Here is a 16,683-nt window from a genome sequence, read left to right as displayed (position 1 = left end):
GGACCTGGTCCGCGAACTCGGCGTGACGGCCATCCGCTACCCCGGCGGCAACTTCGTCTCCGGCTACAAGTGGGAGGACTCGGTCGGCCCGGCCGAGGACCGCCCCCGCCGCCTCGACCTGTCCTGGCACTCGACGGAGACGAACCGCTTCGGCCTCTCCGAGTACATCGCCTTCCTGAAGAAGATCGGCCCGCAGGCGGAGCCGATGATGGCCGTCAACCTGGGCACGCGCGGCGTCGCGGAGGCCCTGGAGCTCCAGGAGTACGCCAACCACCCCGCCGGCACCGCCCTGTCCGACCTCCGTGTCTCGCACGGCGACAAGGAGCCCTTCGACATCCGCCTGTGGTGCCTGGGCAACGAGATGGACGGCCCCTGGCAGACGGGTCACAAGACGGCCGAGGAGTACGGCCGGATCGCCGCGGAGACGGCCCGCGCGATGCGCCAGGCGGACCCGACGGTCGAGCTGGTCGCGTGCGGCTCCTCCGGCCAGTCGATGCCGACGTTCGCCGAGTGGGAGGCGACGGTCCTGGCCGAGACCTACGACCTGGTCGACTACATCTCGCTGCACGCCTACTACGAGCCGGTCGACGGCGACGTGGACTCCTTCCTGGCGTCGGCCGTGGACATGGAGTCCTTCATCGAGAACGTCGTCGCCACCTGCGACCACGTCGGCGCCCGCCTGAAGTCCAAGAAGAAGATCAACCTCTCCTTCGACGAGTGGAACGTCTGGTACCTCTCCCGCTGGGAGGAGCGGGCCAAGACCTTCGAGCGGCACGACTGGCCGCAGGCCCCGCGCCTGCTGGAGGACAGCTACAGCGTCACCGACGCCGTCGTCTTCGGCTCCCTCCTCATCGCCCTGCTCCGGCACGCCGACCGGGTCACCGTCGCCTGCCTGGCCCAGCTGGTGAACGTCATCGCCCCGATCATGACCGAGCCCGGCGGCCCGGCCTGGCGCCAGACGACGTTCTTCCCCTTCGCCCAGGCGTCGAAGTACGGCCGTGGCGAGGTGCTGGACGTCCGCGTCGACTCCCCGAAGTACGACACCCGGAAGTACGGCGAGACCGACCTCCTCCACGCCACCGCCGTACGCGCCGAGGACGGCTCGGTCACCGTGTTCGCCGTCAACCGCAGCCGCACGGAGTCCCTGCCGCTGGAGGTGGCCCTGAGCGGCCTCGGCGTGACCCGGGTCGTCGAGCACAGCGCCCTCGCGGACGCCGACCCCGACGCCCGCAACACCCTCGACACCCCCGACCGGGTCACCCCGCACCCCGTCGAGGACACGGCCCTGACGGACGGCCGCCTGGCGGCCGTGCTGGAACCGCTGTCCTGGAACGTGATCCGTCTCGCCTGACCGGGGCGCGGGGCGGCCGGAGGGTGCTTCGGTCCCGGCCGTCCCGCCGGGTCCGCGTCGTCGGACGGGGCGAGGCGGCCCTCGTGATGGAGATCACTTCTCCAGCACGATTCTCCGAGGCGGCTTTGCCCCTCATCGATCGCCTTCGTGATCTTGCGTCCCTCACTACCTTCTCCAAATGATCACACCACTTACCGTGTCGTGAAGGTAGCGATTCGTGAGATCTGTAGACACTCTTCCGTCCCCCGAGGAAAGGGGATGGATCTGGGGCGAGCGCAGCAGAAGCCTGCGCTGGATCGCCGGCGGACTCGCCGTCATCATGTCGGTCTCCCTCATGGAGGGCGTGGCCGCGGCTGTGCCGCCCGAGGCGCCGGCACAGGAACCGAAGGCGGGCTCCGTGACCGCGGCGGCCGACATCCCGTCGGCCAAGGTGGCCGCCAAGCTGTCGGGGCATCGGGTGGAGGCGCTGTCCGAGCGCACCGAGACCTCGACGACCTGGGTGAACCAGGACGGCAGTCTGACGACCGAACTGTCCGCCGGTCCGGTCCGTTTCCAGCGCGACGGCGACTGGGTCGACGTCGACGTGGACCTGCGCGAGTCGGGCGACGGCGTCGCGCCGGTCGCCCACCCCGGCCGGCTCAGACTCGCGGGCCGGACCGGCAGGCCCGCCGCGTCGCTCAAGGCGGCGCAGCGGACCGCGGCCGTCGATCTCGTGACCCTGGGCGAAGGCGATGAGCGCATCACCCTCCAGTGGAAGGGCGGCCTGCCGAAGCCGACGCTGAAGGGCGCCCGCGCGGAGTACGCCGACGCCGTGCCCGGCGCCGACGTCGTCGTGGAGGCCACCCGTACCGGTTTCGAGCAGTACGTGGAGATCAAGCAGCGGCCCACGACCGCCGACTACACGTACACGCTGCCGCTGAAGGCCGAAGGGCTGAGGGCGAAGCAGCTGGAGGACGGCAGTGTCCTCTTCACCGACCGGAAGAACAGGAAGCGGGCCGTCATGCCCGCACCGGTCATGTGGGACTCCACGGTCGACGAACGGTCCGGCGAGCACGTCAACCGGGCCAGGGTCGACATGCGGGTCGTCCAGACGAAGGACGGCGTCGATCTGGTCGTCAGTCCCGACCGGGAGTTCCTCGCCGACCCGGACACCAGGTACCCGGTGACCGTCGACCCGTCCACGTCGTCCCTGTCCAGCGTCTTCGACACCTACGTGCAGCAGGGCGAGACCGTCGACTGGTCCGGCGACGTCGAACTCGACTTCGGCAACCCGGGCACCAAGAACGCCGACGGCACCCCGCGCACCGCCCAGTCCTTCATCACCTGGAACACCACCCCGATCCAGGACGCGCTGGTCTCCAGCGCCAGGCTCAGCCTGTGGAACTTCCACTCGGGCAACACCGACTGCAAGCTCCACCCCTGGGAGGTCTGGGCCTCCGGCGCGGCGTCCACCTCCAGCCGGTGGACGAACCGCCCGGCGATGACGGCGAAGAAGGCCACGTCCACCGAGACCCGCGGCAACGCCGGCTGCACCACCCAGCCCGACGGCTGGATCAACGCCGACGTCACCACCCTCGCCCAGGAGTGGGCGTCGGCCAAGGTCACCCGTGGCCACATGGGCCTGCGCGCCTCGGACGAGTCGGCCGTCGCCCAGTGGAAGCGGGTCAACTCCGCCAACGCGGCGGCCAACCCGCCGAAACTGGTGGTGAACTACAACTTCCGTCCCAAGACGGGCACCCGGCAGGAGGCCGGTCCGCCGTTCTTCTCCTACGGCGGCGCCTACCAGGTGAACACCACCACACCCACCCTGCGGGACACGTTCGTCGACGCCGACGGTGACAAGGTCAACGGCACCTTCCAGATCTACGACAGCGCCACCAACACGCAGGTGGGCAACGTCATCGTCTCCCCGTACGTGGCGTCCGGATCGGCCGCCTCGGTGACCGTGCCGGCGGGTGTGCTCAGCAACGGCAAGACGTACAAGTTCCGTACCTCGCCGTACGACGGCACGCACTACAACACCGGCTGGTCGGCCTGGCGGACCTTCACCGTGGACACCTCGGCGCCCTCCGCACCGACGAGGATCACCTCCACGGACTACCCGGCCGGCCAGTGGGTCAAGGGCGAGGGCCAGCCCGGCGTCTTCACCGTCACACCCCCCGCCGCGGACCACAACTGGCTCGAATGGTCGCTGGACGGCGTGACGTGGACGAAGGTCACCACCGGCGGCGCGAGCACCCCGCAGAACATCAGCGTCACTCCGCCGAGGAACGGCACCCACACCCTCCAGGTGCGCTCGGTGGACAAGGCGGACAACAAGTCTGAGGCGCTGCAGTACACGTTCCACGCCGGTTCCGGCGGCTTCCTCCAGCCGTCCGAGGGCGAGCGCACCGCGCGCCGGCTGCCGCTGGTCGCGGAGGCGGAGGCCGGCAAGTACGACAGCGTGTCCTTCTCCTGGCGCCGTTCCGAGGCCGACGGCTGGACGAGGATCCCCGTCGGTGACGTCACCTCCGGCGGTGTACCGCTCACCGCGTGGCCGGTGCCGCTGGCCGGCGGGAAGAACGCGCCGCTCGTGTGGAACGCCACCCAGACCGTCGACCCCGACGGCACGGTCCAGATCAAGGCGGACTTCACCGGGCCGAACTCGGCCGCCGGCAGCACCCCGCCGCTCAGTGTCGTCGTGGACCGCAACGCCGACGGAGCCGCCACGACCGAGATCGGTCCCGGCTCGGTGAACCTGCTCACCGGTGACCACACCCTGTCCGAGGACGACGTGTCGTTCTTCGGCATGACGGTCACCCGTACCGCCTCCTCCCGCAGCCCGGACCAGGGCGCCCGGCAGGAGGGGCAAGCCGCGATCTTCGGCAAGGAGTGGGTGGCCGGAACGGTCGCCGAGGACACCGAGAGCGACTACAACCACATCCGCAAGGTCTCCGACACCGCCGTCGACGTGGTGATGGAGGAAGGCGACGCGATCCACTTCACGGCCAACGCGGCGAAGACCGCCTGGGTGGGCGAGCCCGGGGCCGAGGACCTGACCCTGAAGGGCAGCACGACGGGCTCCTTCACCCTGTCCGACCCCGACGGTGTCGTCACCACCTTCACCAAGCCCGCCGCGGACGCGACGACCTGGCAGGTCTCCAGCACTCTCCAGGACGGCCTGACCAACACCACCACGAAGACCGTCTCGGAGACGGTGACCGTGGACGGCAAGACCCTCGCCCGGCCGAAGCGGATCATCGCCCCGACCTCGGCGGCGACGGCGGCCGCCTGTGAGGCGGACCCGTCCACCAAGGGCTGCCGGGTCCTCGAGTTCGTCTACGCCACGGCCACCACGGCCACCGGCACCGAGACCGATGCCCAGTTCGGCGATGTCGCCGGGCAGGTCAAGCAGATCCGGCTGTGGGCGACCGAGCCCGGGGCGAGCGCCGCCACCCCGACCGCCGTCGCCGCCTACCGCTACGACGCGCAGGGCCGGCTCCGCCAGTTCTGGGACCCGCGGATCGGCCGGCAGTCCGAGACGCAGTACGCCTACAACGAAGGCCGCGTCACCTGGCTGGAGGAGGCCGGAGAGCTGCCGTACACCTTCACCTACGGCAACCCCGGCACCGGCCCGGCCCCGGGCGCGGGCATGCTGCTCAAGGTCTCCCGCTCCGCCCTCAAGCAGGGTACGGCCGACACCGTCGAGGGCACCGCGGCCACCAGCGTCGTCTACGGCGTTCCGCTGACCGGCGACCGGGCGCCGTACGCGATGGGCGCCTCGGCCACGGCCGGCTGGGGCCAGCTCGACACGCCCTCGGACGCGACCGCGGTCTTCCCCGCCGACTCGGTGCCGTCCTCCCACGACGGCGCGGCCCTGACGCGGTCCGACTACGCCCGCGCCACCGTGCACTACGTGAACGCCTCCGGCCGCGAGGTGAACACCGCCGAGCCGGGCGGGCACATCAGCACCACCGAGCACGACCGGTTCGGCAACACAGTCCGGGAACTCACCGCCGCCAACCGTGAGTTGGCCCTGGGCGCCTCGGACGCGCACCGGGACACCCTGACGGACCTGGGCATCGTCTCCCGCTCCTCGGCGGAGCGCGCCCACCTGCTGTCCACCACCACGCTCTACGACGACGGCGGGGTCCGCGAGCTGGAGGAGTTCGGCCCGCTGCGCCGGGTGGACCTGACCGAGGACCTCAAGGACGGCACCACGGTCCTGGTCCAGGCGGGCACGTCGGTTCCGGCCCGGTCGTGGACGGTCAAGGAGTACGACGAGGGCCGTCCCACCGACGGCACCGCCACCGTCAAGGACCAGGTGACCCTGGAGATCACGGGTGCCCGGGTCCGTGACTACCACTCGGTGATGGGCGACAAGCGGGTCACGGAGACCCGGTACGACTGGGCCAAGGGCCTGCCCACCCTCACGATCCAGGACTCCGGCGGGCTGAACCTGACCAGTTCGAGCAGCTACGACGCCCAGGGACGCGTGATCTCCCAGACCCTGCCCGGTGCCACCGGCACGGACGCGGCCACCCGGATCACCACGTACTGGTCCGCCGACGGCACCGGCTCGTGCAAGGGCCGCCCGGAGTGGGCCGACCTGCCCTGCTGGACCGGTCCGGCGGGCGACATCACGGGCGGCGGCTCCAACCCGGCCGCGCTGCCCGGCACCACCACCGAGTACGGCTACTACGGCGAGACGACCAAGACCGTCGAGACCGCCAACGGCAGGACCCGCACCGTCTCCACCCAGTACGACGGCGCCGGCCGCCCCACCACCGTCACGGTCACCAGCGACGCGGGTCAGCCCGTCCCCGTGACGACCACCGAGTACGACCCGGTCACCGGGGACGTCACCAAGATCACCTCTCCGACGGCCGGCACGATCACCAAGGCCTACGACAAGCTGGGCCGGCTCATCTCCTACACGGACGCCGACGGCGGCCGGACCACCACGGAGTACGACCTGCTCGACCGCCCGGTCAGGGTCAGCGACACCGCACCCTCCACCCTCACCTACACCTACGACCACACCTCCGAGCCCCGCGGCCTGGCGACCGGGATCACCGACTCCGTCGCGGGCGCCTTCTCCGCCACGTACGACGCGGACGGCTCGGTCGCCGGCGAGAAACTGCCCGGCGGCTACACCCTGACCGTCACCGAGGACACGACGGGCGCGCCCGTCTCGCGCGCCTACACCCGTGACAGCGACGGCGTCAGCGTCTTCACCGACACGGTCGCCGAGTCCGTCCACGGCCAGGTCACCCGCCACCAGGGCTGGTCTGCGCAGAAGTACACCTACGACCGGGCCGGACGGCTGACCGACGTCGACGACACCGTGGGCGAGGTCTGCACCCGGCGCAGCTACAGCTTCGACAAGCGCAGCAACCGCACCGCCCTGTCCACCGCGACCGCCGGGCCCGGCGCCGCCTGCACCTCCACGGGAGCGACCACCACCACCCACACGTACGACAGCGCCGACCGGCTCGTCGACACGGGCTACGTCTACGACGCCTTCGGCCGCACCACCGCGCTGCCGGGCAGCACCCTGGAGTACTACGCCAACGACCTGGTCCACCGGCAGACCGCGGACGGCAAGCGCCAGACCTGGCAGCTCGACCCGGCGCTGCGCTTCCGCTCCTGGACCGTGGAGACCGGCAGCGGCACCAGCTGGACGCGGACGCAGTCCAAGCTCAACCACTACGACGGCGACAGTGACAACCCGCGCTGGATCGTCGAGGACACCACCACCGGAGCCGTGACGCGCAACGTCGACTCGGTCTCCGGGGACCTCGCCGCCACCACCGGCAAGGCCGGCGACGTCGTTCTCCAGCTCACCACCGTCCACGGTGACGTGGCGCTCCAGCTGCCGCTGGACCCCGGCCAGGCACCCACGGCGCTGGACGCCGACGAGTACGGCACTCCGCGCCCCGGCCAGCACGCCACCCGCTACAACTGGCTGGGTGCCAAGCAGCGCTCCACCGAGACGCTCACCGGCCTGACCCTCATGGGCGTCCGGCTCTACAACCCCGCCACCGGCCGCTTCCTGTCCCAGGACCCGGTCTACGGGGGCAGCGCCAACGCGTACGAGTACACCTACGCCGACCCGGTCAACAAGTTCGACCTGAGCGGCCGATGGGTGCCCCTGGTGGTCTGGGGCGTGCGAGCGGCGTGGACCTGCTACAAGCACTGCCGCAAGGTGTACCGGGCCGCGAAGACCGGCTACCGGGCCTACAAGGCGTACAAGAAGAAGAAGAAGTACGTGAAGGCGGCCTATCAGTACCGGGCCCGCGGCGCCCGCTGGAACAACAACCGGTACTTCGGCGAGCGCAGCAGGTTCTTCGGTGACAAGCACCGCGGCCGGCAGGGCTACCTGAACCGGCGCAACTGGGGCATGGGCTGGAGCGCCGTCGGGTTCAAGAAGACACTCGGCATCAAGAAGGCCCGTACCGTCTTCCGCGTCAAGTTCGGCGGGGGGAGACACTGGGACCTGAGAGTCGGAAGGTGGTTGTAGACATGCCCGAGACTGCCCCTCGCCCGGCCGCGTCGGCCGCGCTGGAAGCGGCGCTCCGGTCGCTGGGCGTGGCGGACCCCGCGCCGCGCGAGCGGTGGGAGGCGGACGCCTGGGTGGCGGACTGGGACGGTGACGTCCACGGTCACGACGTGTACGTCCTCGTCATGGGCGCCCGTAACCACCCCGGGAGCGCACGGCTCATGCTGGACGACTTCGAGTTCGAGGACGTGCGCACGGAACACGTGGAGGAGCTGGTGCGCAAGGCGTTCACCGGTGACGCCCGGGTGACGCGGCGCCGCGGGCTGCTGTCCAGGCAGCTCGTCCTCGACGTACGGGCCGGCTCGCAGACGTACTCGGCGAGCGTGAGCGGCGACTCCGTCGACGACCTGTCCACCTGGGCGAGGCCCCTGGCCACGCCGTAAGGCGGTGAAGGGGCGGCCCGGTACCCGGCGGGACACCGGGTACCGGGCCGCCCGTCCCGTCCGTGTCTGCCCGCGCCGCCTTCCGTCACCGGCCGGCGGCGTCGGGCCCAGACCCGAGACGGGCCGACCACGACGACGTGCCCCAGGTGAACCGGTAGCGGTTGCCCTCCCGGTCGAAGGTGACGCCGATGTCGACGCCGTCGATGCCGTAGTGCCGCCGCAGACACTCGACCACGGCCGCGGCGGCCACCTCCTCCTGGTGGTCCGTCAGCACCGGCACCTCCCAGGCGAGCACCCGCACGACCACGGCACCGGCCCCGGACCGGAGGGCGTCGAGCCGGCCGGCGACCAGGCCGAGGCCGAACCGCATCCACTCCTCGTCCGCCGGGACGATCCCCGGCGGCGGCACCCACCAGACCGGAGAGCCGCCGATCACGCGTGCTTCGGGCGGCGGTGCCTCCACCTGCCGGACGTCGAGGCAGACGCGGGCGACGAGCCCCCAGGGGCCGATGCGCACGCGGTAGGTGTGGGTGAACGCCACCCGTCAGCCGTCGGCGCCCAGCCGCCGGCGCAGCGGCTCCGGGAGCGGGTAGGGGCGCTCGGCGGGGAGCAGGGCCAGGGCGTCCTCCATCTTCCCGGCGAGGACGGCGGAGTGCACGGACCGGGCCAGCTCGGTGACGTCCGACATGCCGACGATCCAGTCGTCCACATAGCGGGTCACGGCCTCACCGGACAGGCCCACCTGGACGGCCCGCCACGGCTGCGGCTCCAGACGGACCGACCGGTCCGGGTCCCACTGCACGCGCACGGGGCTTTCGGCGACCTGGGCCCGCCACTCGTCCCGGTCCGTGTGCACACCGGACTGGAAGTGGCTGAGGGCCGAGTGCGCCAGCGCCCACTCGAAGCCCGCACGGTCGATCTCGACGCGCAGGACACGCTCCTGGCCGGGCTTCCGGGCCCAGCCGCAGCGGTACATCATCCACAGGAACGACGGTTTGATCCACGTCATGCGTTCGCGTTTGAACGGTGCCACGAACGTGCCCGCGCGCAACGCCGGTCCGGCGATCTCCGGCGGGTACGCCTGGTAGACCGTGATCACGGAGTCCGTGTAGGCCGCGCGCACGAGGCGCGGGTGCTCCGTCTCCGTCACCGGCCGTGCACCTCGGACGCCCAGGCGCTCGCCGGGTGGACCTCCGGTCCCTCGACATGTGCGCCGCCGGCCGTGTACAGCAGCCACAGCAGTTCCAGGGACCCGAAGAACGACTCGCCCCAGCTGTCGACCCAGACCCGGACCCGAGACGGGCCGACGGGAATCACGTCCCAGAACTCCCAGCCGCGGGAATCATTGTCCGGGTCGAACCGGTAGATCCAGTTCTGCAATGACCAGGCATTTCCGCCGCCCGCGTTCCTGTAGGCGGCTCGGCCGTCCCCGGCGAACGTCTCCGTGGCCTCGCCGTCCCGCGCGGAGACGCCCGTGAACCAGTCCGGAAAGTCGTTCGCGGGCAGATCCGCGTCGTCGAACTCCGCCGTGCAGGCCAGCCGCAGCGCGGCCGTCAGGACGTGCCGTACCCGCTGGGCGTACTCCTCGGGGGAGCCGGCGGCGACCTCGACGGTGAACGCGGCCAGCACCGGCGGTGCCGCGCCGGCCGGCGGGCGCTGTGCCACGCGATCCAGTTCGGCGGCGACGCTCTCCTCGCTGTGGATCATTCGCCGATCCTATCCTTCCCGCACCACGTGGCCCGAGTTGGGGATGACCGCTTCCCGGAGCCCGTCGAGGAGTTTCGCGGGAATGCCGTAGAGGTCGGGCCCCTTGGTCGGGTCCGAGATCTCCGGGTATTCCTTGAGGAGCTCCTTCCACTCCTGCCGGGTGAAGGCGTCACCGTCGGGATGGTCGTCCTTGTTCTGGGGCAGCGCGGCTTCCCGGATCGCGTCCCGGTATTCCTTGGGGACGTCGAAGGACACGATCTGCCCGCTGTCACCCCGGAACTCGATCGTGTGGCTGATGTCGTCGCTCATGTTCAGATAGAGCTTGCCCTTGCCGGTGATGCTCACCTCGCCGTTCTCGCCGATGTGGATGCGCTGGCTCAGCGGGTGGTCGGTCTGCTTGCGGTAGACCGTGATGGTGTCCTTCTCGCAGCCGGCGAGCCCCAGCGGATCCAGCCACGTGTGCGGGTTGTGCACGTACGACACCGGGTTGGGCGCGGGTGCCAGGCCCAGGGGGTCGGGGGTGAGGTAGCGGGCGGTCTCCGGGTCGTAGTGGCGGAAGCAGTTGTAGTGGAGGCCCGTCTCGGGGTCGCTGTACTGGCCGGGGAAGCGGAGCGGGGTGTAGGCGGTGGCGTCCTTGTTCCACGTCGTGGTGCCCCAGAGGGTGGTGCGGGTGCGCCAGGCGACGTCGCCGTGCTCGTCGACCAGCTCGCGGGGGGAGCCGACGAGGTCGGTGACGATCGCGAAGAAGCGGGAGTCGATCTCCTCCTGCGGGGCGTCCGCCGCGGTGATCCGCTCGGTCTGCGCGATGGGGTGCAGGCCCTGGTGGTCCCAGGTGAGGGTGACCGGGTTCGGCAGGCCGTCGGACCAAGTGGTCTGCTCGCACAGCCTGGTGCCGTCCCAGGTGAAGTCGACGCGCTCGACGACCGTCTCGCCGTCGGCACCGAGGCGGAGCTTGGCGGTGCGGCGGCCGAGGGGGTCGTAGGTGTAGCGCCAGACGGTGCCGTCCGGGGTGGTCACCCGGGTGAGCCGGTCCTCGGTGTCCCACTCGTAGCGCCAGGTGTCCGGCTTGCGGGACAGCCGTGTCTTCTGGCGCAGCGTGACGCGGCCCAGCGCGTCGTGTTCGTAGCGGACGTGCCCGGCGCGGGTGATGCGGGTGCCGGTGTAGGCGCGCTCGCCGGTGGCCTCCTGGCCGGGGTGGGCGGCGGGCCAGTCGGCGTGCGTCTGGTTGCCGGCCTCGTCGTAGGCGTAGCTCTCGCTCCAGCTCTCGGCGCGGACGGCGGTGACGCGGCCGGCCGGGTCGAGTTCGAAGGTGCGCGGGCCGTTGATCCGGTCGTCGAGGGAGGCGAGGTGGCCGTCGGCGCGGTAGGTGTAGGCGCGGTGCTGGAGGGTGCGGCCGTCCGCGCCCGTGGCCGTCTGGGCGGCGAGCCGGCCCAGCGGGTCGTAGGCGCTCTCCAGGGTGAGGAAGTCGCCGACGCGCCGCGTGAGTTCGCGGCCCGAGGCGTCGAAGGCGACGTCGATGGGGCGGCCGGAGGCCAGCAGGCTCGTGCGGCGGCCCGCCGCGTCGTACGACCAGGTGGTCGTCGCGCCGGTGGGCGTGGTGCGCCCGTTGCGGCGCCCCAGCTCGTCATAGGTGTACGTCAGGGTGCGGCCGTCGACGGTCTCGGAGCGGACGAGGCCGTACCGGTCACGGTCGATGGCCACCCGGGTGCCGTCGGGGCCGGTGGCCTCGGCGAGCCGGCCGAGCGCGTCGTACGTGAAGGTGGTGACCCGCCCGGCGGCGTCCTTGCGGAGGATCTGCCCGAGGGCGTTGCGCTCGAAGACGGTGGTCTCGCCGAGGGCGTTGGTGCGGGCGGTCAGACGGCCCGCGGCGTCGTGCCGGTAGGTGAGCGTGCGGCCGTCGAAGTCGGTCTCGGCGGTCAGCCGGCCCGCCGCGTCGCGGGTGTAGGTCCACGTCAGGCCCTGCGGGTTGGTGACCTCGGTGAGGCGCAGCTCGGTGTCGTGGGCGAACTCGTAGCGCACGCCGTCGGGGGTGGTGCGGGCGGTGAGCAGGTCGAAGTGGGTGTACTCGAAGCGGGTCTCGCCGCCGAGCGGGTCGGTGTGGGTGGTGCAGTTGCCCTCGCCGTCGTAGGTCCAGGACTCCCGGGTGCCGTCGGGCAGGGTGCGCCGGGCCAGCTGGTTCTCGGGCGTCCACTCCATCCAGGTGGTGGCGCCCGTGGGGTCGGTGCGGGTGACGGGCCGGCCGAGGGCGTCGTGGGTCTGGCGGGTGACCCCGCCGAGCGGGTCGGTGATCTCCTGGGGCAGGCCGGCCGGGTTGCAACGGATCGTGGTGACGTTGCCGAGCGGGTCGGTGACGGAGGTGAGGCGGCCCGCCTCGTCGTAGCCGAAGCGGGTGGTGCGGCCGGCCGGTGTGGTGACGGACGTGCGGTTGCCGCGGGTGTCGTACGTGTACCGGGTGACGTTGCCGTCGGGGGTGCGGATGCTGACCGGCTGGGGGAAGGCGCCGTACTCGGCGGTGGTCTCGGTGCCGTCGGGACGCACCACGGCCACGAGGTGCCCGGCGTCGTCGTAGCGGTGGACGACGGTGTGGCCGGTCGGGTCGGTGCGGCTGAGCAGCCGGTCGCGGAGGTCCCAGGTCTGGGTGGTCGTGCTGCCGAGCGGATCGGTGATGGCGACGACCTGGCCGAGCGGGTTGGCGCGGTAGACCGTGGCGTGGCCCAGGGAGTCGGTGTAGGTGACGGTGGTGGTGCCGTCGGGGTCCGGTCCCGCGTAGGAGATACGGGAGTCGAGGATGCCGTCGCTGCCGTGGGTGGCGGTGACCCGGCCCTGGTCGTCGTACGTGTAGGTGAAGGTGGTGCCGTTGCTGTCGTGCCAGCCGGTGACGCGGTGCGCGGTGTCGTAGGTGTAGCGGGTGGCCGCGTCGACGGCGTTGACGACCTCCACCAGGTCGCCGTCCTCGTCGTAGCGGTAGGCGCGCAGGCGCAGCGGGCCGTCCTCGGTGAGGGCGTGCACGGAGGTCACCCGGCCGGTGTCCGCGTCGCAGACCGGCGTCAGCCGGTAGCCACCGGAGTGGGTGATCTCGGTCAGGAGGCCGTTCGGGTCCCGTTCGAACGAGACGTGGTTGCGGTTGCGGTCCTCCACGTGGGCCAGCCACCAGACGCCCTCGGCGGCTGCGGCCGGTTCGAACGAGCGGGTCAGGCCGGTGCTCGGGTCCTGCACCACGAGGACGTACGAGCTGCCCTGGGAGACGTACGTCAGCGGCAGGCGTTCGCCCGCCACCGGGTCGACGCGGTCGCCGACGATGTCCGGGGTGCGCGGGTAGTACAGGCTGGAGCCGTCCTCGCGGCGCCACCACACGCCGCCCGCCCGCGGGTCGTTCTCCAGACGCTCGTCGAGCGTGGACGCCCAGGACGGGCCGAAGGCGTTGCCGTGCGTGTAGCCGGTGAGGTGGGTGCGGCGCAGGGTCAGCGGCAGGACGCCGGGCAGGTCGACGTCGGTCTGCGCCATGACCATCTGACCGGTGGCCATGTCGATGGGGTCGCCGCAGGTCTCCTTGTCCGCCAGCGCGCGGGCCTGCCTGGAGCGTTCGGGCAGGTTCGGGTCGCGCCGGGCGTCCGCGTCGGTCCTGGGCCGGGTGCCCGCACCGGACCCGTCGCCCCCGTCCTTGCCGTCGCCGTGCTTGCCGACGTCGATCCCCTTGGCCCGGTCGCCGACGTCGAGGTCGTTGCCCTTGTGCAGCTTGGAGGCCGCCTTCACCCGGGCCGGGACGGTTTCCGTGATGTGCTTGGCGACCTTGTCCATGGCCTTGTCGGTGCCCTTGAGCGCACCGTGCAGCACGCTGTCGAAGGCCTCCGTGAACGGGTCGCGGCCCTTGCTCCGGCCGAACGCCGTGCGGGCCCGGTTCAGCGGCGAGGAGGCGGCCAGGCGCAGTTCCCCGCCGTGTCCTGACACCTTCCCGGCGCCGCTCTCGAACTCGAAGTGGTCGATACGGGTGCGCTTCTGCGGGCCACCGCCCCCGCCGTCACCGCCGCCCGCCGAGGCCAGCTGCATCCCGCCCTTGCCGCCGTGCCCGCCGTGGCCGTCACCGCCGTCCGCGGGCGGCATCGAGAACGCGCCCTCGGCCAGGTCGAGCACCATGTCCTCGACCATGGCCTCCAGCTTGGCGTTGACCGGTTCGGTGAGCTTGGCGAGCACCTCGTCGACGATCCGCTCCACGGCCTCGTCGATGATCCGCTTGACCGCCTGCCGCATCGCTGCGATCTCGGCCGCGCCGATCAGCGCGGACAGCCCGCCGGTGACCACGGCGAGACCGGCCGAGATACCGACCGAGGCGGCCATCACGCCCAGTTCGATCTCGGCCTTGCGTTTCATCCCGAAGATGATGTCGGCGAGCGTGTCGCAGGCGTCCGCGAACAGCCGCGCGATCTCGGGAAGTTTCTCCAGGTGGCTGCCCTTGACCTGGTTCCAGTGCTTCTCCATGGCGTCGACGGCCCAGCCCTCGGAGGAGGACAGGATCCGGGAGAACGCCTTGTGCGCGTCCCCGCCGTGGCCCTCGAACTTGTCCGCGAACTCCCGCAGGGCCTCGGCCATCTCGCGGTAGTCGTCCTCGTCCACGTTCGGGAAGTTGATGCCGATGAAGTCCAGGACCTCGTCGAGCCAGCCCGGAATCGTGTAACCCATGCCTGTCGTTCCCCGTGATTGCGCGCGCCGTCCGGCAGCCCGGATGCCGTGTGTGCCTTTCGATCTCGTCGGACCCTATCCAGGGACGCCCGGGACCGGGCCGCCGGTTGCGCTGCGCCGTCCCGGCCGGCGTCAGGCGCCGCGCAGGACGACCAGTTGCCGGGTCGCCCGGGTCATCGCCACATAGCGGTCGACCGCCCCTTCGACGCCCTCGCCGAACCGCTCCGGGTCGACGAGGACGACCAGGTCGAATTCGAGGCCCTTGGAGAGTTCCGGGGTCAGCGAGCGGACGCGGGGTGACGGCGGGCGGAACGCGGGAGCCCCGATCACGCAGGCGATGCCGTCGGCCTGCTCGGTCAGCCAGGCGTCGAGGACGCCGTCCAGGTCCGTGACGGAGCCGTGGACGACGGGGAGGCCGGAGGAGCGGATGGACGTCGGCACGTTGGCGTCCGGCAGGGCCGCCCGGATGACCGGCTCGGCCTGCGCCATGACCTCCTCCGGGGTGCGGTAGTTGACGGTCAGCGAGGCCACCTCGATCCGGTCGAACCCGACCCGCTCCAGCCGTTCCCGCCACGACTCGGTGAACCCGTGCCGGGCCTGGGCGCGGTCGCCGACGATGGTGAAGCTGCGGGACGGGCAGCGCAGCAGCAGCATCTGCCACTCCGCGTCGGTCAGCTCCTGCGCCTCGTCGACGATGACGTGCGCGAACGGGCCGGCCAGCGGGTCCCGGTCGGCGCCGGGCAGCGCGCCCTCGTCGACCAGGCTGTCCCGCAGGTCCCGCCCGTGCAGCATCGTCACCGCGCTCTCACCGTCGTGGTCGGCCGCGAGGACGTTGTCGATCACGGCCTCCATGCGGGTGCGCTCGGCGGCGACGGCGGCCTGGTGCCGGCGCCTGCGCCGGGAGGTCTCCGGGTCGCCGAGCCGCTGCCGGGCCGCGTCCAGCAGCGGCAGGTCGGACACCGTCCACGCCTGCGGGGCCTGCTTGCGCTGGAGCCTGCTCACCTCGTCCCTGGTCAGCCAGGGGGCGCACATCCGCAGATAGGCGGGGACCGACCACAGGTCGCCGACGAGGTCGGCTGCTTCGAGCAGCGGCCAGGCGCGGCGCAGGGTGCCGGTCAGTTCCTCGTTGCGCGCCAGCGCCCTGCGGAACAGCTCCTGCGACACGTCGCCGTCGTACTGGTCCCACAGGATGGTGACCAGTTCCTCCCAGATCAGATCGCGTCCCTCGTTGTGCGGGGTGCCGGGCGGCGGGGCCGCGAACGCCTCCGCCCAGTCGGCGGCGCCGAGCCGGAGGTCGGCGCCCTCGACGGTGACCGTCATCCCCTCGGCGGGCGGCTCCTCGTAGAACCGGACGGCCTTCTCGATCGCCTTCACCAGCGCCGCGGAGGACTTGAGCCGGGCCACCTCCGGGTCGCTCTCGGTCCCCGCCCGCTCGCCCTCGGCGACGAGGTCGCGCAGGACGCAGGTCCGCACGCCCTCCTCGCCCAGGCTGGGCAGGACGTCGGAGACGTAGTCCAGGTACGGCCGGTGCGGGCCGACGAACAGCACACCGCCCCGGCGCTGTACGAGGCGGGGGTCGGAGTAGAGGAGGTAGGCCGAGCGGTGCAGGGCGACGACGGTCTTGCCGGTGCCCGGGCCGCCGTCGACGACGAGGGCGCCACGCGATCCGGCCCGGATGATGGCGTCCTGGTCGGCCTGGATGGTGGCGAGCACGTCGCGCATCCGGGCCGACCGGTTGCCGCCCAGGCTGGCGATGAACGCGGACTGGTCGTCGAGCGCGGCGTGCCCTTCCAGCCCGTCGGCGGTGAACACCTCGTCCCAGTAGTCGGTGATCCGGCCGCCGGTCCAGCGGTACCGGCGACGGCTGGCCAGACCCATCGGCTTGGCGTGGGTCGCCGCGAAGAACGGCTCGGCGGCGGGGGAGCGCCAGTCGACGAGGAGGCGTCGGCCATCGCTGTCGGTCAGGCCGAGCCGCCCGATGTACAGGGGCTCGGGATCGTCCGCGCCGACGATGCGGCCGAGGC

General features: G+C 71.7%; 8 protein-coding genes. 3 read left to right on the top strand and 5 right to left on the bottom strand.

Going from position 1 to position 16,683, the window contains the following annotated elements; translation table 11 throughout:
- The 3 genes from arfA to CCN42_RS13200 form a co-directional block, all read left to right on the top strand.
- The coding region (gene arfA, locus CCN42_RS13210) for an arabinosylfuranosidase ArfA (RefSeq protein ID WP_086735606.1) at positions 1-1,351 on the top strand (1,351 nt) is incomplete at its 5' end.
- Positions 1,352-1,670: 319 nt separating this feature from the next.
- A complete protein-coding gene (locus CCN42_RS13205; RefSeq protein WP_086735604.1) occupies positions 1,671-7,853 on the top strand; it encodes a DNRLRE domain-containing protein in 6,183 nt (2,060 codons plus the stop codon).
- A gap of 2 nt (positions 7,854-7,855) precedes the next feature.
- Positions 7,856-8,275 carry a hypothetical protein gene (locus tag CCN42_RS13200; protein WP_086735602.1) on the top strand — a complete coding sequence of 140 codons (420 nt, stop codon included), beginning with the start codon at positions 7,856-7,858 and terminating at the stop codon, positions 8,273-8,275.
- 85 nt (positions 8,276-8,360) lie between these two features.
- Here the strand turns inward: CCN42_RS13200 and CCN42_RS13195 are convergent, their stop codons facing one another.
- The 5 genes from CCN42_RS13195 to helR all read right to left on the bottom strand — a co-directional run.
- Positions 8,361-8,816 carry a hypothetical protein gene (locus CCN42_RS13195; RefSeq protein WP_086735600.1) on the bottom strand — a complete coding sequence of 152 codons (456 nt, stop codon included), beginning with the start codon at positions 8,814-8,816 and terminating at the stop codon, positions 8,361-8,363.
- Positions 8,817-8,819: 3 nt separating this feature from the next.
- Positions 8,820-9,425 carry a DUF4291 domain-containing protein gene (locus CCN42_RS13190; RefSeq protein WP_086735598.1) on the bottom strand — a complete coding sequence of 202 codons (606 nt, stop codon included), beginning with the start codon at positions 9,423-9,425 and terminating at the stop codon, positions 8,820-8,822.
- Positions 9,422-9,982, bottom strand: a complete 561-nt coding sequence (locus CCN42_RS13185; protein WP_086735596.1) for a hypothetical protein — start codon at positions 9,980-9,982, stop codon at positions 9,422-9,424. Before CCN42_RS13185 ends, CCN42_RS13190 begins: the two co-directional genes overlap by 4 nt.
- Before the next feature lie 9 nt (positions 9,983-9,991).
- On the bottom strand, positions 9,992-14,659 hold the full coding sequence (locus CCN42_RS13180; RefSeq protein WP_086735594.1) for a DUF6531 domain-containing protein: 4,668 nt from the start codon (positions 14,657-14,659) through the stop codon (positions 9,992-9,994).
- A 132-nt stretch (positions 14,660-14,791) separates the two neighbouring features.
- Positions 14,792-16,683, bottom strand: a 1,892-nt coding sequence (helR, locus tag CCN42_RS13175; RefSeq protein ID WP_086735592.1) for an RNA polymerase recycling motor ATPase HelR, incomplete at its 5' end; no start/stop codon positions are given.

It is taken from the genome of Streptomyces glaucescens (assembly GCF_002154375.1).
Taxonomy (GTDB): domain Bacteria; phylum Actinomycetota; class Actinomycetes; order Streptomycetales; family Streptomycetaceae; genus Streptomyces; species Streptomyces glaucescens.
This window is presented reverse-complemented; position numbering and strand designations above follow the sequence as displayed.

Coding starts and splice junctions, on each gene's coding strand:
- CCN42_RS13205 (WP_086735604.1), top strand. CDS start 1,671: ATGTCGGTCTCCCTCATGGAGGGCGTGGCCGCGGCTGTGCCGCCCGAG.
- CCN42_RS13200 (WP_086735602.1), top strand. CDS start 7,856: ATGCCCGAGACTGCCCCTCGCCCGGCCGCGTCGGCCGCGCTGGAAGCG.
- CCN42_RS13185 (WP_086735596.1), bottom strand. CDS start 9,982: ATGATCCACAGCGAGGAGAGCGTCGCCGCCGAACTGGATCGCGTGGCA.
- CCN42_RS13180 (WP_086735594.1), bottom strand. CDS start 14,659: ATGGGTTACACGATTCCGGGCTGGCTCGACGAGGTCCTGGACTTCATC.